Origin of the sequence: Falsiroseomonas algicola, assembly GCF_011040385.1 — a bacterium.
GTDB classification, from domain to species: domain Bacteria; phylum Pseudomonadota; class Alphaproteobacteria; order Acetobacterales; family Acetobacteraceae; genus Falsiroseomonas; species Falsiroseomonas algicola.
This window is the reverse complement of record NZ_JAAIKB010000001.1, coordinates 496,356-517,578: the sequence shown is the minus strand read 5'-3', so window position 1 is coordinate 517,578 and position 21,223 is coordinate 496,356. Positions and strand designations below refer to the sequence as shown.

General features: G+C 69.3%; 17 protein-coding genes. 12 read left to right on the top strand and 5 right to left on the bottom strand.

What is annotated here, in order from left to right:
- Positions 1 to 14: 14 nt before the first annotated feature.
- The 3 genes from G3576_RS02455 to G3576_RS02445 are packed head-to-tail and all read left to right on the top strand — an operon-like array spanning position 15 to position 3,601.
- On the top strand, positions 15 to 1,016 hold the full coding sequence (locus tag G3576_RS02455) for an LLM class flavin-dependent oxidoreductase (RefSeq protein WP_164692723.1): 1,002 nt from the start codon (positions 15 to 17) through the stop codon (positions 1,014 to 1,016).
- 58 nt (positions 1,017 to 1,074) lie between these two features.
- A complete protein-coding gene (locus tag G3576_RS02450) occupies positions 1,075 to 2,412 on the top strand; it encodes a GDSL-type esterase/lipase family protein (RefSeq protein WP_207622615.1) in 1,338 nt (445 codons plus the stop codon).
- A 49-nt stretch (positions 2,413 to 2,461) separates the two neighbouring features.
- On the top strand, positions 2,462 to 3,601 hold the full coding sequence (locus G3576_RS02445; RefSeq protein WP_164692722.1) for a 2-aminoethylphosphonate--pyruvate transaminase: 1,140 nt from the start codon (positions 2,462 to 2,464) through the stop codon (positions 3,599 to 3,601).
- Positions 3,602 to 3,748: 147 nt separating this feature from the next.
- Here G3576_RS02445 and G3576_RS02440 read toward each other — a convergent pair whose 3' ends face one another.
- From G3576_RS02440 to G3576_RS02430, 3 genes are all read right to left on the bottom strand, one after another.
- Complete coding sequence (locus G3576_RS02440) at positions 3,749 to 5,002, bottom strand: reverse transcriptase domain-containing protein (RefSeq protein ID WP_164692721.1); 1,254 nt, start codon at positions 5,000 to 5,002, stop codon at positions 3,749 to 3,751.
- A 772-nt stretch (positions 5,003 to 5,774) separates the two neighbouring features.
- The gene (locus G3576_RS02435) at positions 5,775 to 7,022 is read right to left on the bottom strand and encodes an NAD(P)/FAD-dependent oxidoreductase (protein WP_207622614.1); all 1,248 of its coding nucleotides are present in this window, start codon (positions 7,020 to 7,022) and stop codon (positions 5,775 to 5,777) included.
- Between the two features lie 248 nt (positions 7,023 to 7,270).
- Entirely contained in the window at positions 7,271 to 8,434 is a 1,164-nt protein-coding gene (locus G3576_RS02430) for a multidrug effflux MFS transporter (RefSeq protein WP_164692719.1), read from the bottom strand.
- A 147-nt stretch (positions 8,435 to 8,581) separates the two neighbouring features.
- On the opposite strand from G3576_RS02430, the gene G3576_RS02425 reads away from it, so the two are divergent.
- A complete protein-coding gene (locus G3576_RS02425) occupies positions 8,582 to 10,219 on the top strand; it encodes a GMC family oxidoreductase (protein WP_164692718.1) in 1,638 nt (545 codons plus the stop codon).
- Positions 10,220 to 10,506: 287 nt separating this feature from the next.
- Here the strand turns inward: G3576_RS02425 and G3576_RS02420 are convergent, their stop codons facing one another.
- On the bottom strand, positions 10,507 to 10,956 hold the full coding sequence (locus G3576_RS02420; RefSeq protein WP_207622613.1) for an MgtC/SapB family protein: 450 nt from the start codon (positions 10,954 to 10,956) through the stop codon (positions 10,507 to 10,509).
- A gap of 117 nt (positions 10,957 to 11,073) precedes the next feature.
- Here G3576_RS02420 and G3576_RS02415 point away from each other — a divergent pair, with 117 nt between their 5' ends.
- Genes G3576_RS02415 through G3576_RS02400 form a run of 4 tightly spaced genes read left to right on the top strand, consistent with a single transcriptional unit; the run spans position 11,074 to position 13,771 of the window.
- On the top strand, positions 11,074 to 11,637 hold the full coding sequence (locus G3576_RS02415) for a DUF4337 family protein (RefSeq protein WP_164692717.1): 564 nt from the start codon (positions 11,074 to 11,076) through the stop codon (positions 11,635 to 11,637).
- A gap of 42 nt (positions 11,638 to 11,679) precedes the next feature.
- A complete protein-coding gene (locus G3576_RS02410; protein ID WP_164692716.1) occupies positions 11,680 to 12,141 on the top strand; it encodes a RidA family protein in 462 nt (153 codons plus the stop codon).
- A gap of 5 nt (positions 12,142 to 12,146) precedes the next feature.
- Positions 12,147 to 13,223, top strand: a complete 1,077-nt coding sequence (locus G3576_RS02405) for an amidohydrolase family protein (protein ID WP_164692715.1) — start codon at positions 12,147 to 12,149, stop codon at positions 13,221 to 13,223.
- Between the two features lie 59 nt (positions 13,224 to 13,282).
- On the top strand, positions 13,283 to 13,771 hold the full coding sequence (locus G3576_RS02400) for a methyltransferase family protein (RefSeq protein ID WP_207622612.1): 489 nt from the start codon (positions 13,283 to 13,285) through the stop codon (positions 13,769 to 13,771).
- Here the strand turns inward: G3576_RS02400 and G3576_RS02395 are convergent, their stop codons facing one another.
- Positions 13,772 to 14,587: an IclR family transcriptional regulator gene (locus G3576_RS02395; protein ID WP_164692714.1), complete on the bottom strand. Its 816-nt coding sequence runs from the start codon at positions 14,585 to 14,587 to the stop codon at positions 13,772 to 13,774.
- A 158-nt stretch (positions 14,588 to 14,745) separates the two neighbouring features.
- On the opposite strand from G3576_RS02395, the gene G3576_RS02390 reads away from it, so the two are divergent.
- The 4 genes from G3576_RS02390 to G3576_RS02375 are packed head-to-tail and all read left to right on the top strand — an operon-like array spanning position 14,746 to position 21,213.
- Complete coding sequence (locus G3576_RS02390; protein ID WP_164692713.1) at positions 14,746 to 16,815, top strand: hydantoinase/oxoprolinase family protein; 2,070 nt, start codon at positions 14,746 to 14,748, stop codon at positions 16,813 to 16,815.
- Between the two features lie 11 nt (positions 16,816 to 16,826).
- Positions 16,827 to 18,458 (top strand): hydantoinase B/oxoprolinase family protein, encoded by a 1,632-nt coding sequence (locus tag G3576_RS02385; protein WP_328728296.1) that lies wholly within the window; start codon positions 16,827 to 16,829, stop codon positions 18,456 to 18,458.
- A 39-nt stretch (positions 18,459 to 18,497) separates the two neighbouring features.
- Positions 18,498 to 20,021, top strand: a complete 1,524-nt coding sequence (locus tag G3576_RS02380; RefSeq protein WP_207622611.1) for an ABC transporter substrate-binding protein — start codon at positions 18,498 to 18,500, stop codon at positions 20,019 to 20,021.
- Between the two features lie 22 nt (positions 20,022 to 20,043).
- Positions 20,044 to 21,213: a mandelate racemase/muconate lactonizing enzyme family protein gene (locus G3576_RS02375; protein ID WP_164692710.1), complete on the top strand. Its 1,170-nt coding sequence runs from the start codon at positions 20,044 to 20,046 to the stop codon at positions 21,211 to 21,213.
- The last annotated feature ends 10 nt before the right edge of the window (positions 21,214 to 21,223 follow it).

The following is a 21,223-nucleotide window of genomic DNA, read 5'->3' as shown; positions in this document are numbered from 1 at the left end:
ACCATATGGCGGCCATGGCAAAGCTCTCCGTCCTCGACCTCTCCCCCATTCCCGAAGGCAGCAACGCCGGCGACGCGCTGCGCAACTCGGCCTCGCTGGCCCAGCAGGCGGAGCGCCTCGGCTACACCCGCTACTGGATGGCGGAGCACCACAACATGGTCGGCATCGCGAGCGCGGCGACGGCCGTGGCGCTGGCCCATGTCGGCGCCGCGACGCGGACCATCCGCATCGGCGCCGGCGGCATCATGCTGCCGAACCATGCGCCGCTGATGGTGGCGGAGCAGTTCGGCACGCTCGCCGCGCTGCACCCCGGCCGGATCGATCTCGGCCTCGGCCGCGCGCCGGGGTCGGACCAGCTGGCGGCGCGGGCGCTGCGCCGCAACCTCGATGGCGATGTCGAGGACTTCCCACGCGACGTCGTCGAATTGCTGAACTACTTCAAGCCGGCCGAGCCCGGCCAGCGCCTGGTCGCGGTGCCGGGTGCGGGGGAGAGCGTGGAGGCCTGGATCCTCGGCTCCTCCACCTATGGCGCGCAGCTCGCCGCCATGCTCGGCCTTCCCTACGCCTTCGCTTCCCACTTCGCGCCGGCGCAGATGATGGATGCCGTCGCGATCTACCGGGAGCGCTTCCGGCCCTCGGAGCGCCTCGCGAAGCCGCATGTCATGCTCGGCGTGAACGTCTTCGCCGCGGGGACGGATGCAGAGGCCCGACTGCTCTTCACCTCGCTTCAGCAGGCCTTCCTCAACCTCCGCCGCGGCACGCCGGGCAAGCTGCCGCCGCCGCGCGCGGACATGATCCTGGACCCGCAGGCCCAGGCCATGCTGTCGCATTCGCTCTCCTGCTCCATCGTCGGCGGGCCGGAAACCGTGAAGCGCGGCCTGGCCGACTTCATCGCCCGCACCGGCGCGGATGAGCTGATGGTGACCGCGCAGATCCATGACCACCAGGCGCGGCTCCGTTCCTTCGCCATCCTGGCGGAGGTCGCCCGCGACGTGCCGCATTCCCTGGCGGCGTGATGCGTGCCAGCCTTCCCCTCGCCGCCGGGGCCAACCCGGCGGCGATGGAGGAAGCACCATGTCCGAGTTCCGCATGCCGCGCCGCGCGGTGGGCGCGCTGATGGCCGCCGCCGCGGCCACGCCAGCCCTGGCACAGACCGCCGCGCCGGGACGCTGGGCCACCAGCTGGGCGGCCTCCGTCCAGGGGCCCTATCCCGTGGGCAATCCCTCGGCCCAGCCCAACCAGTCCTTCGCCTTCCCGACCCCGGCCGAGGGCGCGCGCGACCAGTCGTTGCGCATGATCGTCCGGCCCACGGTCTGGGGCCCGCAGGCGCGCTTCCGCTTCTCCAACGCGCTCGGCACCAGGCCGCTGACCCTGGATGGCGTCTTCGTGGGCCTGCAGCATGGCGGCGCCACCGTGATGCCCGGCACCAGCCAGCCCGTCCGCTTCGGCGGGCAAGGCAGCATCACCATCGCCCCCGGCCGCGATGCCTGGAGCGACGCCGTGGCGCTGCCCTTCGCCGCCGATCCGGCCTCGCCCCTGCTGGCGGGGCGCAAGCTCGCTGTCTCCTTCCACGTGGCCGGCAGCAGCGGGCCGATGACCTGGCACGCCAAGGCGCTCCAGACCTCCTACGCCACGGCGCCCGGCGCCGGCGCGCGCGGGGCGGAGGAGACGGACGCCGCCTTCCCGCATCCGACCGCCTCCTGGTTCTTCCTCGATGCCGTGGACATGATGATGCCGGCGGCGACGCCCGTGATCGTCTGCTTCGGCGACAGCATCACCGATGGCACCGCCAGCACCATGAATGGCGATGACCGCTGGCCCGATGTGCTCCAGCGCCGCCTGCACGGCGCCCAGCCCAACCGCGTCGCCGTGGTGAATGCGGGCATCGGCGGCAACCAGGTGGTGGGGCCGCCGGAATACACGCCCGCCACGCCCTTCCCGGGCGGGCCCTCGGCGCTGGCGCGGCTGGAACGCGACGTGATCACCCTCTCGGGCGTCACGCACCTCATCTGGCTGGAGGGCACCAACGACTTCTCCCGCAACGGCAACGCGACGGCCGAGGCGGTGATCGCCGGCATGCGCCGCGGCGTCGCGACCCTGCGGGAGAAGCTGCCGGGCATCCGCGTGATCGGCGCGACCGTCACCACCGCGCTCGGCAGCACCAGCGCCGCGCATGGCTTCGCGGAGCAGGACCAGAAGCGCCGCGCGCTCAACGACTTCATCCGGAACGGCGGCGTCTTCGACGCGGTGGCCGATTTCGACGGCGCGACGCTGGACAGCGCGACGGGCCAGCTCAGGCCCGAATTCGTGCCCGACAGCACCACGGGCGGCCCCGGTGACAAGCTGCACCCGAATCGCGCGGGCTATGTCGCGATGGGCAGCGCGATCGACCTGGCGGCGCTGCGCTTGTAGCCCGCACCCTCCGCCGCCACGATGCCCCGGGCGGCGGAGGAGTTGCGCGATGGACCATGTCGAGTCGGTGCGGATCGAGGACGAGCCCCTGCTGCTCACCCCCGGTCCCGTCACCCTCTCCGCCCGCGTGAAGCGCGCCATGCTGCGGGACCTCGCCTCCGGCGAGCCCGCGATGCAGGAGACCATCGCCTGGTCGCGGCGATACCTGCTCGGCCTTTGCAACGCGCAGGGCACGCACACGGCGATTCCGCTGGTGGGCAGCGGAACCTCGGGGACGGAGGCCGTGATCGGCACCTTCGTCCCCGCCAATGGCAAGCTGCTCATCCACACCAACGGCGTCTATGGCGACCGCCTGGTGGAGATCGCGCGCCGCATCCGCACCCCCTACACCAGCTTCCGCACCGCCCCCTACACGCCGCCGACGCCCGAGCAGTTCGAGGCCGCGATCGCCGCCGACCCCGGCATCACGCATGTGATGCTCGTCCACTGCGAGACCTCCACCGGCATCCTGAACCCGATCGAGCCCATCGCCGCGGTCTGCCGGCGCCTGGGCAAGGGCCTGCTGATCGACGCGGTGGCGAGCTTCGGCGCCTTCCGCCTGGATGCGCGGACGCTGTCCTTCGATGCCGTGATCTGTTCCGCCAACAAGGGGCTGCAGGCGCCGCCGGGGCTCGCCTGGATCGTGGCGAAGAAGTCGGCGCTGGAGGAGGCGAAGGGCAACGCCCATAGCCTGACGCTCGACCTCTGGGACCAGAACCAGCACCTCGACCGCACAGGGATGTTCCGCTTCACGCCGGCGACGCACCTGCTGCTGGCCTTCGCCGAGGCGCTACGCGAGCACGAGGAGGAAGGCGGCATCGAGGGCCGCCACGCCCGCTACCACCGCAGCTGGCGCCGCCTCGTGGATGGCATGCGCCAGATGGGGTTTCGGACGCTGCTGGAAGACGCCGTCGCGTCGCCGATCGTCGCGACCTTCCATGAGCCGCTGGACCCCGGATACTCCTTCAAGGCGCTGTATGAGGGGATGAAGCGGCGCGGCTTCATCATCTTCCCGGGGCGGCTCGCGGCGGCGAACACCTTCCGGATCGCCTGCATCGGGGTGGTGACGGAGGCGGATATCGGGCGGGCGCTGGAGGCGCTGGCGGAGACGATGGGGGAGATGGGGGTGGTGGGGATGGGGAGGGGGTAAGGTGCGCACGCGCCATCGGAGCACTGTATGGCAATCAACCGGCTATTCAAACTGGCATGGCTTTGCGTATCATTTGACGGGCTGGTTTTTGGCTAGTCGCCTCGCGAATACAGTTCAGTGGTATGCGCGCCGACGCGGTAACCGGAATTATGAACGTGTGAGGGCTCGATCTGACAAAGTTAGCTGCTTCTGTTTCAGGTCTTTTAGCCTGGTTACGCCTAAAGCGCGCATGCGCTGATCAACATCCAGGCCGTTTGATTTTTGCGTCACCCAGCGTTGAAATCGGTCGATGCGTTCGTCTATCTCGCTGTCTAGATGCTGTCTGATGATATCCGAATTGCAAAAAGCGAACGCTTCACCCCATCCTTTTACAGTTCGCGACACTTTTTGGAGCGCTTCCGTGGCGCCGCTAATGCGCTCGCGCGCACCGCTGCTCCGCAAAGTCTTGGAAATATTTCTGCATCCCTCCTTCAACAAGTCATCAACGTCAGCAAGAAGCGCGGCCCGCGCAGCAGACCCTGGAGCAATTAGAGAGCCGTTTATCTGGCAACCTAAAAAAGTGAATCCCATCGCGGTTTTGCCAGCGCTTGCCTTTCCGGAGCCGTCGCCCGGCTCATAGGTCGTCAGGCCCATGGCAGTGAGAGAAGTCCGAGCCGATTTAAATGCCGCCTTTACCTTAGTCTCGCTAGCGCCGAGTAATATAAAATCGTCGACATAGCGAACGCAGCGAATACCGCGACCTTGCATTAGGCGGTCAAAGTCCTGTAGTGCAAGGTTTCCAAACAACATGCTTAACGCGGATCCCTGCGGCACACCCGCGCTGTCTCCAGGTAGCCGCACAAGGTCCTCCTTAGTAAGATCGTTGGCATTTTTGATGTGTATTGCAAGTGCTGTATCAATGAGTTCGACCAGTTGATCGTCCTTGGTCGCGCTCAGAAGGCTGTCAAGAACACGGCGCCTTGGAATGTGGGGGAAAAAATCTTTTATATCCGCGTTTGCGTAGTATGTTGCGCCGGCTCGCAGACTCTCTGCCACTAAGGCGATGCCTTTGTCGATTCCCTCGATACCGCCTACGCTAAAGGGAAACTCTAGTGCTTTCTGCACGAGTGGCACGCCAGGAATTCCCATATCGGGCCTGCCCTGCAGGACGATTAGGATCGCGCGATGGATGATGCGGTCGCGGAGCGGTGCAACCAAAATTAGTCGATCGGATTTGCCGGGCCGCGGAATCTTAACGGCTATCTGTTGTCCGAACCGAAACTCGGCCGAGCGTAGCTCCTCTTGCAGGCGCCGGACGTTCGTTGGAAGTCTTGCCTCGAAATTTTGCGTCTCAGTGCGGATAGCGCTTGAGCGTGAATTGCGCGATTTTCCACACACGTGACGCGCGGCAGCCTCAAGCACCTTCGTGGATCGGAGCTGTTGCAAGAGGGTGGCCAAATGTCACCTCTAACTCATGCAGCTGGGAGCTTCTGGCACATTCGATCCCTACTGCTGGACAGGCGCCGACCATCGAGGCGCGGGGCACGGCGACCTGCCGCCTCCGCATCGACCCGCTCTGCCCCGGTCACCCGGAGGCAGAGGCTTCCGCCAAGCTGCACGGCGCTGCCTGACGGCAGCCCATAGCCCAGCATCAACAAGCCGGTGACCAGACCCGCGAACGCCAACTTGGCGCCGCCCTGGCTGGCACGTTTTTGCATGAGCGTGGCATCGCGGCCTCCTTTGCCTTGCGGGTAGCATTTTCGCCCCCGTCAGCAAGTCGGCCTTGCCGCCCGCTCGCCCGCCCCGGATAGAAATGCTGGCAGCGGTCCAGAAGCTCCCGGAAACCAGGCGAACTCCCGCTGTGAAACCAGCAGTCCAGGACAGGCGCCGACCATCGAGGCGCGGGGCACGGCGACCTGCCGCCTCCGCATCGACCCGCTCTGCCCCGGTCACCCGGAGGCAGAGGCTTCCGCCAAGCTGCACGGCGCTGCCTGACGGCAGCCCATAGCCCAGCATCAACAAGCCCGCTGGCTAGAATTGGCACCGCATCCATAACGGTTCAAGAGGGCAAGTTCTTGTGCTTTACGCCTTTGATGGGATCGGCACTCGCTACCGCCAAATCCGCCCATTTCGATCGAGCGCTTTAGCGGTCGCTAAGATGGCATAAGTCAGATCCGCTCAAGTCCGCCGCTCCTCAAAACCTCTCCGCCGCGTACCCCCCCATATCCGCATTCCCCGGCCGTCCCATGATCGCCGGCGCCAGCATCTCCGCCGTCGGCGCTGACCCGGTCAGCCCCAGATGCCCGTGCCCGAAGGCGAACCACAGCCCCTTCACCCGCTCCGCCGGCCCGATCACCGGCACGCTGTCGGGCAGGCAGGGCCGGTGCCCCATCCAGAAGCCCTCGGCGCCGTCCACCCGCGCCTGCGGGAACACCGCCGTCAGGTCGCCATACAGCAGCCGCGCGCGTTCCTCGTTCGGTGCTCGCTCCAGGCCCCCGAACTCCACCGTGCCGGCGACGCGCAACGCGCCCTCCATCGGCGTGATGAACACCTTCCGGTCCGCCGGGATCACCGGCCGTTGCAGCGATAGCCCCGAATCAAAAAGGTTCACATGGTAGCCGCGCTGCGTCTCCAGCGGGATGCGGTAGCCCAGCGGCGCCACCAGCCGCGCGGACCAGGCGCCGGCGGCCACCACCACCTCCTCGGCCCTGTGGTGCATGACTTCGCCCTGCGCGCCGGTCACGCGGCCGTCGCTCACCGTCAGCGCCAGCACCCGGTCCTGCCGGATCTCCCCGCCCGCGTCGCGGAAGGCCGTCGCCACCGCCTGTGCGTATCGAAAAGGGGAGGCGCAATGCGTGTGGTCCGGCATGAACATGCCGAGCTGGTAGGCAGGGCCGATCTCGGGCTCCAGCGCCTCGATCCCCGCACGGTCGAGCCGCACGACCTCCGCCCCGGCCGCCCGCCGCATCGCCCAGCTGGAGGTATCCTTCGCAAGCTGCTTCTCGTCCCGATAGACATAGAGCTGCCCCTTCGCGACCAGCACCTCCGGCACGCCGACCTCCCGCGCCAGGGCCTGGTGCTGCTCGGTCGCGAGGTGCAGCAACTGGTCCAGCGCCTTGGCCACGCGCGCCACGGTGGCGGGGGTGGCGCTGGCGACGAAGCGGGCCAGCCAGGGCGCGGCCTGCAGCCAGTAGCCCGCCGGGATGTGCAGCGGCGCCTTCGGGTCCAGCAGCATCTGCGGCACCGTCTTCAGCACGCCTGGTGTCGCCAGCGGCACGACGGAACTGGCCGAGATGGCGCCCGCATTGCCGAAGCTGGCGCCGCCCTCGCCGGGGGGCTCCGGGTCCACGATCGCGACCTCGGCGCCGAGGCGTTGCAGCCGCCAGGCCAGCGCCAGCCCCACGATCCCCGCGCCGACCACCAGAACCCGCTTGCCTGCCATCACCCATCCCCATGCGATGGCGGGGACGGTAGGGCCGGGCAGGGCAGGGGCAAAGCCCCCCGAAATCCCTGGCATTTCGCCGGTTGTTTCTGCTATGTTCCGCGCCGCCAACGCCATCCCTGCGTCCGGCGGCCAACCGCCGGGGCCGGGACCCCCGGAACGGCACGCGAGAAACGGTGCTAAACGTGCATAAACGGCATAATCGGCTTAAAGGGCTTAGTGACTAAAAAGCCACAGCCCGCCTGCGATCAGCGGGGACGGAACGCATCCGCCGTCGCCGCCAGGCCTACGCCCAGCAGCATCATCAGCGCCATCGGCAGCGGCGTCCCGTTGCTCAGCACGCCGACCAGCGCCGCCCCCAGCGCGGCCAGCGCGAATTGCAGCGTACCCAACAGGGCGGAGGCACTGCCCGCCCGCGTCGCATGCCGCGCCAGCGCGCCCACCGCGCTGTTCGGGAAGACGAGGCCGGTGGACGCCAGCGCCACCACGGCCGGGATGAAGATGCCGAGAAAGCCGCCCACCCCCGTCGCCGCGGCCGCCACCATCACCACCACCGCGCCGAGGCTCGTCCGCAGCGCCAGCGTCGGCACCCGTCGCGTGCCGAGCCGCCTCAGCAGCCAGGGATTGACCTGGGAGGCACCGATGAAGCCCACGGCGCTGATGCCGAACAGCAGCCCGAACTGCGCCGGCGCGATGCCGTATTGCTGGATGTAGACGTCCGGCGCGCCGCTGATGAAGGCGAAGACCGCGAACATCGCCGTGCCGCCCATCACCGCATGGGTGATGAAGCCGCGCTCCGTCGCGATGCGGCCGAAATCCTCCACCATGCCGATCGGCGACCGGCGGCTGCGCAGATGCGGCGGCAGCGTCTCCGGCAGCAGCGCCCAGGCGAGCGCGCAGGACGCCGCGCCATAGAAGGCGGAGGCCCAGAAGATCATCCGCCAGCCGCCGCCCACCAGCAGCAGCCCGCCGATGGTGGGCGCCAGGATGGGCGCCGCGCCCATAACCAGCATCAGGCGGGACATTAGCTTCGCCGCCTCATGCCCCGTCGCCAGGTCGCGCACCATGGCGCGGGGGATCACGGCACTCGCCGCGCCGCCGAAGGCCGCGAGGCATCGCCAGGCCGACAGCGTCACCATGTCCGGCGCCAGGGCGCAGCCGATCGAGGCCAGGGTGTAGATCGCCGTCCCCACCACCAGCGGCCGCCGCCGCCCGAGCCGGTCCGCCAGCGTTCCCTGCACCAGCTGCCCCACGGCGAGCCCCACGAACCAGGCCGCCAGCGTGATCTGCACGCCACCCCAGCCCGTGCCGAGCTCCCCCTCGATGGCGGGGAAGGCAGGCAGGTACATGTCGGTGGAAAGCGGCCCGACCGCCGTCAGGAAGCCGAGCAGCAGGGGAAGCCAACGTGGCATGGGGTATCCGGGGGAGGTTGCCCCAGGCCTTAGCACGCCGCGCCCGCCCCGCGCGGCCGATCACGCCGCGATGAACAGGCCCCCCATCTTTGCGGGCGGCGGCGGCGGTCCCTATCCTGGAGCTCGACAGGGTTGGGACAGGCCGGCATGGCGACAGAAGAACACTTCGACTACGTGATCGTGGGATCCGGCGCGGCCGGCTCCGTCCTTGCCAACCGCCTCACCAGCGACCCCGGCGTCACCGTCTGCGTGCTGGAAGCCGGGCCGCCGGACCGCAACCCCTTCATCCATCTGCCCGCCGGCTTCGTGAAGACGCTGGCCGATCCCGGCGTCACCTGGCAGTTCAAGACCGAGGGCATCCCGATGACGGGCGGCCGCCGGATCAGCACCACCCAGGGCCGCACCCTCGGCGGCGGCTCCTCCGTCAACGGCATGATCTACAATCGTGGCCAGCCGGCGGACCTCGATTCATGGGCGCAGCGCGGCAATCGCGGCTGGGGCTACGCGGATTGCCTGCCCTATTACCGCCGCAGCGAGAACCGCATCGGCGTCTCCGGCGAGACCCGCGGCAGGACCGAAGGCGGCATCCCCGTCACCGACATGGACTGGATCCACCCGGTCTCCGAGGCCTTCATCGAGGGCTGCCTCGGCCTCGGGATTCCGCGCGCGAAGGACTACAATTCCGGCGACCAGGCCGGCGTCGGCTACTACCAGCGCACCATCCGCAACGGCCGCCGCATCTCCGCCGCCCGCGCCTTCCTGCACCCGGCGATGCAGCGGAAGAACCTGGAAGTCCGCACCAATGCGCGGGCCAGCCGCATCCTCTTCGAGGGCAAGCGCGCCACCGGCATCGAATACCTGCACGGGCCGGGCGAGGCCCCGAAGCGCGTGATGGCGCGGCGGGAGGTCATCATCTCTGCCGGCACCTGCAACACCGCGCGGCTGCTGCAGGTCTCGGGCGTCGGGCCCGCGGACCTTCTCGGTCGACTCGGCGTGCCCGTCGTGCATGAACTCCGCGGCGTCGGATCGAACTTCCGGGACCACTACGCATCGCGCCTCGTCATGCGCGCCAAGCCGGGGGTGGAGACCCTGAACCAGCTCGGCCGCGGTCTGAAGCTCGGCGCGCAGCTGGCGCGCTGGGCGATGGGCAAGCCCAATATCCTCGCCACCGCGCCGTCCCACGTCCACGTCTTCTGGAAGAGCTTCGAGGGGCTGGACCAGCCGGACCTGCAATGCGTCTTCACCCCCGGCAGCTACGCCGAGGGCAAGGTCTACATCCTGGACGACTACCCCGGCGTCACCGCCGGGTCCTGGCAGCACCGGCCGGAAAGCACGGGCTGGGTCCGCGCCCGCAGCACCAACGTCTTCGAGGATCCGGAGATCAACCCCAACTACCTCTCCGACCCCATGGACATCCGGGTCCACCTGGCCGGCATGCGCCTGGTGCGCCGCATGCTGAACACGCCGCAACTCTCCCGCTTCCTGGAACGGGAGACGCTGCCGGGGCCGAGCGCGCAGTCCGACGACGAACTCCTCGACTTCGCCAAGAAGAACGGCAGCACCACCTACCACCTCATCGGCACCGCCCGCATGGGACCGGAGACGGACCCGACCGCCGTCGTCAACGACCGCCTGCTCGTCCACGGCATGCAATCACTCCGCATCGTGGACGCCTCCATCATGCCCTCCATGCCGTCCGCCAACACCTACGCCACCACCCTGATGATCGCCGAACGCGCGGCCGACTTCATCCGGGGGCGGGAGAGCGCGGCGGAGGCGGCGTAGCAGGAAGGGCGTGCTTGTTGCCGCGGAGAGGGGCTGCGCGCCCCTCTCCGCACCTCTCCCGCGCCAGGAGGCAGCGGCCTCCTGGACCGCGAGGTTATTGGTCGCTGAAGGGAGGGGCATGGAGCGCGCTCCGAACCAGCGGTCGCGCTGTGCCCCTCCCTTCAGCGACCAATCTCATGGGTTCCCAAGGGCCCGCTGGCCCTTGGCGGGGAAGGGGTATCGGGGAAGGGGCGGAGCCCTTTCCCCGGGCCACCAGCGCACTCCTCCGCAACGTCACTCCCGCGCGCTCACCCGCGCTCCCGCGATTTGAGGTGGGCCATGATGTACAGCGTCACGGCGGTGAAGCCGCAGATGACGATGGCGACGTCGTAGGCGGTCAGGGCGACCGCCACGCCGATGGCGCCGGTGGCCCAGAGGGAGGCGGCGGTGGCGGTGCCGTGGACTTCGCCGCCGTGCTTGAGGATGGCGCCGCCGCCGATGAAGCCCATGCCGGTGATGACGCCTTCGATGATGCGGGCGGCGGCTTCGGGTTCGCCCTGTGTCAGGCCCTCGGTCGCCTGGATGAAGCCGCAGGCCGCGACGGCGACGAGGGGAAAGGTGCGCAGCCCTGCGCTGCGGTCCTCCTTCTCCCGGTTCCAGCCGATGATGAAGGCGAGGGCATAGGCGATGCCGAGGTCGCGGAGGTGGGGCAGGAAGGCGAGGCCGGTGAGGGGCGGCATCAGGTCGCTGGCGTTCATGGCCGCGCCAACGCCGTCCCGGGGCCTTCGTTTCGCCAGGGTTGCGAGGGCATTGGCGGATTGCGTTCCAGCCGATGGTTCGGCAAAGCGGCGCGCCATCCAACCGGAGATTGATCATTGGCCGGCCATCATCACGGCGATCACGGGGGCGACAAGCGCATTGCCCTGCTGATCGCGATCCTCGCCCTGTTCCTGGCGATCGCGGAGACGGGCGCCAAGAGTGCGCAGACCGAGGCGATCTCCCGCAATGTGGAGGCCGCGAATCTCTGGGCCTTCTTCCAGGCCCGCACCATCCGGCAGACGGTCGTCCGCACGGCGGCGGAGGAGGCGGAGCTGGAGAAGGCCGCGCGCGCCGATGCGGCCGCCATTGCCGCGATCGAACGGCAGCAGCAGGCCTGGCGCAGCACGGCGGACCGGTGGGAGAGCGAGCCGTCCTCCGGCGAGGGGCGGCGTGAGCTGAGCGCGCGGGCGCGGGCGGCGGAGGCGAAGCGGGATCGCAGCATGGCCGCCTACCACAACTACGAATACGCCTCGGCCGCCTTCCAGGTGGCGATCGTGCTGGCCTCGGCCTCCATCATCACGGCGGTGCCGCTGCTGGCGCTGGGATCGGTCGGCTTGGGCGTGGTCGGCGTGACGCTGGCGGGCCTCGGTTTCTTCGCCCCCGAGCTGGTGCATTTCTGAGCGCGCGGCGCCAGAGTGGCGTGACCGTTGAGGGAGCATGCCATGTCCGCCGAAGCCCGCCTGGCCGCACTGGGCCTTGAGTTGCCGAATCCGCCGGTGCCGATGGCGAACTACGTGCCCTGGCGCATCGGCGGCGGGCTGCTGTTCCTGTCCGGCGTCGGGCCGCGGCGGGCGGATGGGTCCTCCATCACCGGCGTGCTCGGGGCGGGCATGGGCGTGGAGGAAGGGTATGCGGCGGCGCGGCTGTGCGGGTTGAACCTGCTCGCCAATATGCGCTCCGCGCTCGGCAGCCTGGACCGGGTGGACACCATCCTGAAGGTGCTGGGGATGGTGCGCGGGACGCTGGAGTTCGGCGGGCATCCCGAGGTGATCAATGGCTGCACCGACCTCTTCGTCGAGGTCTTCGGCGACCATGGCCGCCCGGCGCGGAGTGCGGTCGGCATGGGCAGCCTGCCGCGCGGGATCGCGGTGGAGATCGAGGCCGTCGTCCTGATCAAGGGCTGAGCGCCATGGTCCCGTCCTGGCGCCTGAATGCCGCGAAGCAGGTCGAGATCCGGGAGGAATGGCTGGCGCTGCGGGAGGAGGAGATCCTCGACCCCGCGCGGCCGATCGTCGATCCGCACCATCACCTCTGGGACCGGCATGACGAGACCTATCTGCTGGCGGACCTGCTGCGGGATACCGGTAGCGGCCACGACATCCGCGCCACGGTCTTCATCCAATGTGCCTCCATGTACCGCCCCGATGGACCGGCGGCGCTGAAGCCGCTGGGGGAGACGGAGTTCGTCAACGGCATCGCCGCGGCGGCAGCGAGCGGCACCTACGGGAAGACGCTGGCCTGCGCCGGGATCGTGGGCTTCGCCGACCTGCTGCTGGGCGATGCGGTGGCGCCGGTGCTGGAGGCGCATGTGGCGATCGCCGGCGCGCGGTTCCGCGGCGTGCGGAACCGCACGGCCTGGCACCCGGACCCGGAGGTCCGTTCCAACCTCATCACCCCGCCGCCGGGCCCGCTGGCCGAGCCCGCCTTCGCGGTGGGCGCGCGGCGGCTGGCGGCGCTGGGGCTCACGCTCGATGTCTGGGCCTATCACACGCAACTCGGCGATGTGCTGGCGCTGGCGAAGGCGGTGCCGGAGGTGACGCTGATCGTGAACCACATCGGCGGCGCGCTGGGTGTCGGCCCCTTCGCGGGAAGGCGGGCGGAGGTCTTCGCGCCCTGGCGCGATCAGATGCGCGCGCTGGCGGCGCTGCCCAATGTGCGGGTGAAGATCGGCGGCCTGGCCATGGAGGTCACCGGCTACGACTTCCATCACCACGCCTTGCCGCCGTCCTCGGCCGAGCTGGCCGCGGCCTGGAAGCCCTGGGTGGAGACGGTGATCGAGCTGTTCGGTGCCGGCCGCTGCATGTTCGAGAGCAACTTCCCGGTCGACAAGGGCATGGCCGGCTACGCCGCGATGTGGAACGCCTTCAAGCGCCTCGCCGCGGGCGCAAGCGAGGGGGAGAAGGCGCCGCTTTTCGCCGGCACGGCGATCCGCACCTACCGGCTCGACCAGGTGCCGGGTGGCGGAGGGCTCGCGGCGCTCGCGTGAATGCTGCGGCGCGCATTCCCGCATGGCGCGATGTCGCGGCTTCCGGCACACTACGCACCGTGCCGACGAGCATCCCGCCTCCCAACCGCGTGCCCTGGCCGCCGCTGATCTTCATCGGCGCGGCCGCGGTCGCCTTCGCGCTGGGTCGGATCGCACCGGCGCCGGAGTGGCTGGATGGCCGCGTGGCCGAGGGAATCGGCTGGGCGCTGATGGCGCTGGGGGCGGGGCTCGACATCGCGGCGGTGGCGACGCTGGCCTGGCATGAGGCGAATATCCTGCCGCACCGGCCTGCGACGCGGCTCGTGACCACGGGCGTCTATGCCTGGTCGCGCAACCCCATCTATCTCGGCAACGGGCTGCTGCTGGCCGGCGCGGCGCTGGCCTTCTGCAACCTGTGGTTCCTGCTGGCCGCGGCCGTCGCATCCTTTGCCGTGCTGCGCCTGGCCGTGCTGCGGGAGGAGCGGCACCTGGCGGCCCGCTTCGGCGCGGCGTGGGAGGATTACCGCAGCCGCACCGGCCGCTGGTTCGGCCGCTGGTCGGACGACTGATCAGCCCGCCATCGCGGCGCCGGCGCGGCGCAGCGTGGGATCGAAGGGATTGATCTGGCGGCCGATGGCCGTCGCCTCCCGCTTCAGCATCTCCGCGATCACCTCCCGCCGCTCCGGCGTCAGCCGGTCGGTCGTGGTGCCGATGCTGATGGCGGCGACGGCGCGCTGGTCCCGGTCCAGGATGGGCGCACCGATGCCGGCCATGCCCGGGATCAGGCCGGCCGCACCGCCGCAAAATCCCTCCCGCCGCACGCGGGCGATCTCGGCGCGGAGGGACGCTTCGTCCGGGCCGCCGAAATCCCGCATGCGGGGCAGGTTGTGGCGCACGATCTCGTCCTGCTCGGCCGGCGGCAGGAAGGCGAGGATGGCCGTGGCCCCCTGGCCTATGCCGAGCGGCACGCGGCCGCCGATATCGCCGGTGAAGGACCGGATGGGCAGCGGCCCCGCGCTGCGTTCGATGCAGACGGCATCGTAGCCATTGTGCACCAGCAGGAAGAGCGTCTCCCCCAGCGAGGCCGTGAGCCGCAGCAGCGTCGGCCGCGCCAGGTCGCGCAGCCCCGTCGCATCGCCGGCCCGCGCCGCCATCAGGAACAGGTCGAGCCCGAGGGTGTAGCGCTTGCCGCGCGGCTCGAAGGCCACCGCGCCTTCCGCCGCCAGCGCGCGCAGCAGGCGGTGGACGGTCGGGCGCGGCAGGCCGGCGCGGGCGGCGATGTCGGTCAGGCGCAGCCCGCCGGGCGGCGCTTCCGCCACCAGGCGCAGCAGGCTGAAGACGCGGCCGACGCCGGAGACGGTGCTGTCGGTGCCGTTTTCGCTCATGGATCGGGAACGCTCCGCTGCCACGCCGATACTTCCACTCAGTGAGAATATGCGGCGGATACTGTCATTCCGGTGAATAGGTGCTTGCCGCGCGCAAGAATGCAACGGGATAGTCACGTCACGGGGCCGATCAGGCCGCTTGTTGAGGATGGCGAAGAATGGCGCGTTGGCGGGTCGGCGTTGATTCCGGCGGCACCTTCACGGATGTCTGCCTGTTCGACGAGGATGACGGCCGGGTCGAGGTCTGGAAGGTCTCCTCCACCCCCGACGATCCTTCCCGCGGCATCGCCCAGGGCGTGGAAGAGGGCATGCGGCGTGTGGCGCCGGAGGCCGCGCAGCCAGGCGCCCCCATCACCTATTTCGGCCATGGCACCACGGTCGCGACCAATGCGCTGATCCAGCATCGCGGCGTGAAGACGGGACTCGTCACCACGGACGGTTTCCGGGACCTGCTGGAGATCGGGCGGCAGAAGCGCCCTGACCTCTATGACATGCAGGCGGACAAGCCGCCGACGCTGGTGCCGCGCGACCTGCGCTTCCAGGTGGCGGAGCGCGTGCGCCATGACGGGCGCATCGATGCACCGTTGGACGAGGACGCCGTGCGCGCCGCCGCGCGGGCCCTGAAGGCGGCGGAGGTGAAGGCGATCGCCGTCTCCTTCCTCTACGGCTTCATCCGGCCGGAGCATGAGGCCCGCGCGGTCGCGATCCTGCGGGAGGAGATGCCCGACGTCTTCATCTCCGCGGGCCATGAGATCGCGCCGGAGTTCAGGGAGTTCGAGCGGCTCTCGACCGTCGTGCTGAACGCCTATCTCGGGCCGGTCATGCGGCGGTACATTGAGAGGTTGACGCCAAGGCTGCGCGACCTCGGCATGACGGCCACGCCACACCTGACGCAATCCAATGGCGGCGTGATCGGCTTCGGCACGGCGGCGGCGATGCCGGTGCGGGCGGTGCTGTCCGGGCCCTCCACGGGCGTGGTCGGCGCGCAGGCGATCGGGGAGCTGGCGGGCTTCCCGGACCTCATCACCTTCGACATGGGCGGCACCTCCACCGATGTGGCGCTGCTGAATGGCGGGCAGTGCAAGCTGGCCTCGGAAGCCACGGTGCATGGCTATCCCATCAAGGCGCCGATGCTCGACATCCACACGGTCGGCGCGGGTGGTGGATCGATTGCGTACATCGATGGCGGCGGGCTGCTGAAGGTGGGGCCGCGGAGCTGCGGGGCGGATCCCGGGCCGGTCTGCTACGGGCGCGGCAATGCGGAGCCCGCGACGACCGACGCCAATGTCGTGCTGCAGACGCTGAACCCGGAATACCTGCTGGCCGGGCGGATGAAGATCGACCAGTCCCTCGCTAAGGGCGCCATCGCGGGCATGGCGGAAAAGCTGGGCCTTGGCGTGATGGAGACGGCGCAGGGCATCATCAGCGTCGTCACCGCGAACATGGCGCGCGCCATCCGCGTGATCTCCATCCAGCGGGGCTATGACCCCCGCGACTACACGCTGATGGCCTTCGGCGGCGCGGGGCCGCTGCATGCGGCGCGGCTCGCCATCGAGCTCGACATGAAGCGCGTGCTGGTGCCGCGCAACCCCGGCATCCTCTGCGCCATGGGGCTGCTGCTGACGGACCTCCGCGCCGATTTCGCGGCGACGCGGCTGATGCCGGCGACCGAAGCCTCGGTGACCGATGTGGCGCAGGCCTTCGAGGGGCTGGAGGCCCGCGCGGAGGAGTGGTTCGCGCATGAGGAGATCGCGCCGGGCGATCGCGGCCTGACCCGCACGGCCGATATCCGCTACGCCGGCCAGAACTACGAATTGCCGGTGCCCCTGCCGCCCGGCCCCGTGACGGCCGAGACCATCGCCTCGCTTGCCACCGGCTTCACGGAGGCACATCGCCAACGCTACGGCTTCGTGGCGGAGGAGGAGCCGATCCAGCTGGTGACGCTGCGCCTGGAAGCCACGGGCCGGGTCCGGAAGGCGAAGCTGGCCTCCCACCCGGATCGCGGGCCGGATGCCAGCGGCGCCATCATCGGGAAGCGCGAGGTCTGGTTCCCCGAGGCCGGCGGCTTCGTGGCCACGCCGATCTACAGCCGGGACGCGCTGAACCCCGGCAACACCTTCACCGGCCCCGCCATCGTCGAGCAGATGGACACCACCACCGTGGTGCTGCCCGGCATGACCGCGCGGGTCGATGCCTATCTGAACCTCATCCTGGAGGTCGCGGCCTGATGGATACCGTCGTGAGCACCCCGACTCTCGATCCCATCACCGTGGAGGTGATCGGCGCCGCCCTCTCCTCCATCGTCGAGGAGACGGGGGAGGCGCTGATCCGCGCCTCCTACTCCACCAACATCAAGGAAAGGCGGGACTGCTCCACCGCGCTGTTCGACATCGCGGGCAACACGCTGTGCCAGGCGGAGCACATCCCGATCCACCTCGGCAGCTTCATCGGCATCGTGCCGCATATCCTGAAGCTGCATGACGTGGCGGCGATGCAGCCTGGCGACGTCTTCGTCGGCAACGACGCCTATGCCGGTGGCGGCACCCATCTGCCGGACATCGTGCTGGCGGAGCCGATCTTCGTGGACGGCCGGATCGTCGCCTGGACGGTGAACCTGGCGCACCACTCCGACTTCGCCGATCGCGGCCATCAGCACATCTACCAGGAAGGCCTGCGCATCCCGCCGGTGCGGCTGTATCGCGCGGGCGAGCTGCAGAAGGATGTGCTGGACCTCATCCTGCTGAACTGCCAGGTGCCGCGCGAACGCCTGTCGGACCTCCGCGCCCAGATGGCGGCCAACCGCGTCGGCGTGCAGCGCTTCCAGGCGCTGTGCCGGAAGTATGGCACGGGGACGGTGCTGTCGGCCGGCGCGGCGCTGCTGGACTATGCCGAGCGCAAGATGCGCGCGGGCATCGCCGCCATCCCGGACGGGACCTGGGTGTTCGAGGATGTCTTCGAGAGCACGGAGGTCACCACCCACCTGCCGCTGAAGGTGACGGTGACGGTCGCGGGCGACGCCATGTCGCTGCATTTCGACAGCCCGAGGCAACTCCGTGCCGGGCTCAACATGACCTACACGGCGCTGCTGGCGACCGCCTATTACGTCGTGAAGTCGGTGGTCGATCCGACCATCCTGCCGAATGCCGGCCTGGCGCGGCCGCTGACCATCACGGCGCCGGAGGGCACGGTGCTCAACTGCACGCATCCCGCGGCGGTGAACGGGCGCGTGCAGACCTGCCAGCGCGTCTCGGATCTGATCCTCGGCGCGCTGGCGCAAGCGGTGCCGGACCGGGTCACGGCCTGCTCCAACTCCGTCTGCACCGTCGCGACCTTCATCGGGCAGCGCAAGGATGACGGCGCCATCTGGGTGTATCTGGAGACGATGGGCGGCGGCGCCGGCGCAAGGGCGACGAAGGACGGGCTGGATGGCGTGCATGTCCACGTTACCAACACCTCCAACCTGCCCGTCGAGGCTCTGGAGATCGAATACCCGCTGACCCTGCTGCGCTACGAGCTGGTGGAGGATTCCGGCGGGCCCGGCACCTTCCGCGGCGGCATGGGGCTGCGGCGCGTCTATCGCGCGGATGAGGATTGCCGCGTGCGCGTCGATGTCTCCCGCCTGACGTCGAAGTCCTGGGGCCTGCTGGGCGGCGGGGCCGGCGGCCATGGCGCCGTCGAATGCGGGCCGGGCGTCGTCTTCGACCGCGACAATGCCGAGTTGAAGGCGGGCCAATGGTTCGCCATCGTGAGCCCCGGCGCCGGCGGCTATGGCCCGCCCGAAGGCCGTGCCGCCGATGCCCTGGCCCGCGACGTGGCCGAGGGCACCATCAGCGCCACCACCGCGCGAGAGGTCTACCACCGCACTGCGTAGTCACCGTCTGGGAACAGGGAAGGGAAGAGAAGAATGACCATGTCAGCATCGCGTCGCGCCGTCCTGGCGGGTTCCGCCGCATCGGCCATGTTGCCCTTCCTCCGCATGCCGGAGGCCAGGGCGCAGACGCCGGGGGTGCTGCGCTTCGCCCTCTCCTCCTTCCCGCCTTCCATCCAGCCCTGGCAGAACACGGGCACGGCCGCGGCGACCATCAAGCTGATGATCTATCGCGGCCTGACCTCCTACGGCCCCGATGGCGCGCTGCGGGGGGAGCTGGCGGAAAGCTGGGCACCCATCGGCACCCAGGGCTGGGAGTTCAAGCTGCGCGACGCCCGCTTCCAGAACGGGGAGAAGGTGACGTCGGCCGATGTGAAGTGGACGATCGAGCAGATCGCCGCCGAACGCTCCACCGCCTATTTCCGGGCGGAGATGCAGGGGGTGGAGCGGATCGAGACGCCGGATGATTTGACGGTGCGCATCTTCCTGAAGGAGCCGGTGGCGACGCTGCCGATCTGGATGGCGTCCTACCACCTGCCGATCATCTCCCGGAACTCGCCGCGCGGCACCTTCGTCGGCGCCGGGCCCTTCATGATCCGGGCGCAGGAACGCGGCACCTCGATCGACCTCGAGCCCTTCCGCGGCTACTTCCGGCCCGGCCTGCCGAAGCTGCGCGGCATCCGCGCCGTGGCCTATGCGGATGAGAACCTGCGCGTCTCCGCGCTGCGGTCGGGCGATGTGGACCTGATCGAATACGTGCCCTGGCAGTCCTTCGATGCCATCAGCGCCGACCAGCGCCTGCGCCTGGATGCCGTGGACGGGGCCTTCATGTTCCTGGTGTTCAACGGCACGAAGGCGCCCTTCAACGACCATCGCGTCCGCCGCGCCGTGGCGCATGCGATCCGGCGGGACGAGCTGGTCCGCGCGGCCTTCTTCGGCCGCGGATCGCCGCTGATGCAGCTGCCGGTGCCGGAATCCAGCCCCTTCTACAATGCGGAGTTCAAGGAAGGCTGGAAGTACGACCCCGCCTTGTCCCGCCGCCTGCTGGCGGAAGCCGGGCATGCCAACGGCATCAGCTGCAACCTGCTCTCCACCGCGCAATACGGCATGCACAAGGATACGGCGGAGGTGGTGCAGCAGCACCTGGCCGCCGTCGGCATCCGGGCGGAGCTGAACATGCCGGATTGGGCGACGCGCGTGTCCATCGGCAATCGCGGCCAGTTCGACATGGCGGTGATGGGCACGGCGGCGGACAGCAACGATCCCGACGGCATCGCCAATTTCGTCGATGGCTCGCTCTCGCCTTCCTATGTCCGCAGCTTCGGCCTGAAGATCGACCGGATCACGGAGCTGCTGAACCAGGGCCGCGCGGAGTTCGACACCGCGAAGCGTCGCGACATCTACCGGGAGATGGAGCGCATCGCCATCGACCAGGCGCCGATCGTGGGCCTGACCTGGCGCAGCCAGGGCTATGCGATGCGCCGCCAGGTCACGGGCTTCAAGAACATGCCGGGCGCGCTGACCTTCTATTCCGGCCTGACCTTCGAGACCGCTGAAGTCGCTTGAAGCAACGGCAGGGGCCGCCGCCATGAAGATCACCCGCGCGCAGATCTACCTGACGGAGATCGACGGGCGGCGGCCCCTCATCCTTCGCCTCTGGACCGATGACGGCATCCAGGGGTTGGGGGAGGCGGCGCTGGCCTATGGCATCGGCGCGACCGGCGCCGCGGCGCTGATCGAGGAGATGTTGCGGAAGATCGTGCTGGGGCGCGATCCGCATGACGTGGAGCCGATCTGGTCGGACCTCTACGACCACACCTTCTGGGCCAAGGGCGGCGGGCCGATCATCTTCGCCGCGATCAGCGCCATCGAGACGGCGCTGTGGGACATCAAGGGCCGCGCGCTCGGCGTGCCCGTGTACCAGCTGCTGGGCGGGTCCTACCGCCGCGAAGTTCGCTGCTACGCCAATGGCTGGTCCTTCCGCGCCGTGACGCCGGAAGAAACGGCCAGGGCGACGGAGATGCCGCTCAAGGCCGGCTATGACGCGCTGAAATTCTACCCGCTGGCGACGCCGATCCGGAACCACCCGAACGGCATCTTCGCCCATGTCTCCCGCCGCGAATTCGACCGGGATTTCGAGGATCTGGCCGTGGCCCGCGTGAAGGCGGTGCGGGATGCGGTCGGGCCGAAGGTCGACCTCATGGTGGATATGAGCGCGGAGCTGACCACCGCCGACATATTGCGCCTGGGCCGGCGGCTGGAGGAATTCGACCTGACTTTCCTGGAGGAGCCGGTCGATCCCTTCGATCCCGAGGGGATGAAGACGGTTGCCGACGGGCTGCGCTGCCCGGTCGCGGCCGGGGAGCGGCTCTACACCCGCTACGGCTTCAGGCGGCTGTTCGAGCTGCGGGCGGTGGCGGTGGTGCAGCCGGATATCGGCACGGTCGGCGGGCTGATGGAGACGAAGAAGATCGCGGCCATCGCGGAGATGTACAACATGCGGGTGCAGCCACATCTCTGCGCCGGGCCGGTCGCGACGGCGGCGGCGCTGCAGCTGGATGCCTGCATCCCGAACTTCCTCATCCAGGAACTCTACCCCTTCCGGGTGCCGGACCACTTCAACCTCGTCGATGCGGCCCTGGAGCCGCAGGTGAGGAACGGGCGCCTCGCCATCCCGGACCGGCCGGGGCTCGGCGTCGATCTCGTGGAAAGCCGCGTGGCGCCGTTCCTGACGGCGGAGATCGCGTTGGGCGACTAGCCAGCGCGCG

Bases quoted from the DNA above. Each gene is read 5' to 3' on its own strand.
- G3576_RS02390 (WP_164692713.1), top strand. From the start codon at position 14,746: ATGGCGCGTTGGCGGGTCGGCGTTGATTCCGGCGGCACCTTCACGGAT.
- G3576_RS02405 (WP_164692715.1), top strand. From the start codon at position 12,147: ATGGTCCCGTCCTGGCGCCTGAATGCCGCGAAGCAGGTCGAGATCCGG.
- G3576_RS02430 (WP_164692719.1), bottom strand. From the start codon at position 8,434: ATGCCACGTTGGCTTCCCCTGCTGCTCGGCTTCCTGACGGCGGTCGGG.
- G3576_RS02445 (WP_164692722.1), top strand. From the start codon at position 2,462: ATGGACCATGTCGAGTCGGTGCGGATCGAGGACGAGCCCCTGCTGCTC.
- G3576_RS02420 (WP_207622613.1), bottom strand. From the start codon at position 10,956: ATGAACGCCAGCGACCTGATGCCGCCCCTCACCGGCCTCGCCTTCCTG.
- G3576_RS02395 (WP_164692714.1), bottom strand. From the start codon at position 14,587: ATGAGCGAAAACGGCACCGACAGCACCGTCTCCGGCGTCGGCCGCGTC.
- G3576_RS02435 (WP_207622614.1), bottom strand. From the start codon at position 7,022: ATGGCAGGCAAGCGGGTTCTGGTGGTCGGCGCGGGGATCGTGGGGCTG.
- G3576_RS02380 (WP_207622611.1), top strand. From the start codon at position 18,498: ATGTCAGCATCGCGTCGCGCCGTCCTGGCGGGTTCCGCCGCATCGGCC.
- G3576_RS02450 (WP_207622615.1), top strand. From the start codon at position 1,075: ATGTCCGAGTTCCGCATGCCGCGCCGCGCGGTGGGCGCGCTGATGGCC.
- G3576_RS02375 (WP_164692710.1), top strand. From the start codon at position 20,044: ATGAAGATCACCCGCGCGCAGATCTACCTGACGGAGATCGACGGGCGG.
- G3576_RS02410 (WP_164692716.1), top strand. From the start codon at position 11,680: ATGTCCGCCGAAGCCCGCCTGGCCGCACTGGGCCTTGAGTTGCCGAAT.
- G3576_RS02455 (WP_164692723.1), top strand. From the start codon at position 15: ATGGCAAAGCTCTCCGTCCTCGACCTCTCCCCCATTCCCGAAGGCAGC.
- G3576_RS02425 (WP_164692718.1), top strand. From the start codon at position 8,582: ATGGCGACAGAAGAACACTTCGACTACGTGATCGTGGGATCCGGCGCG.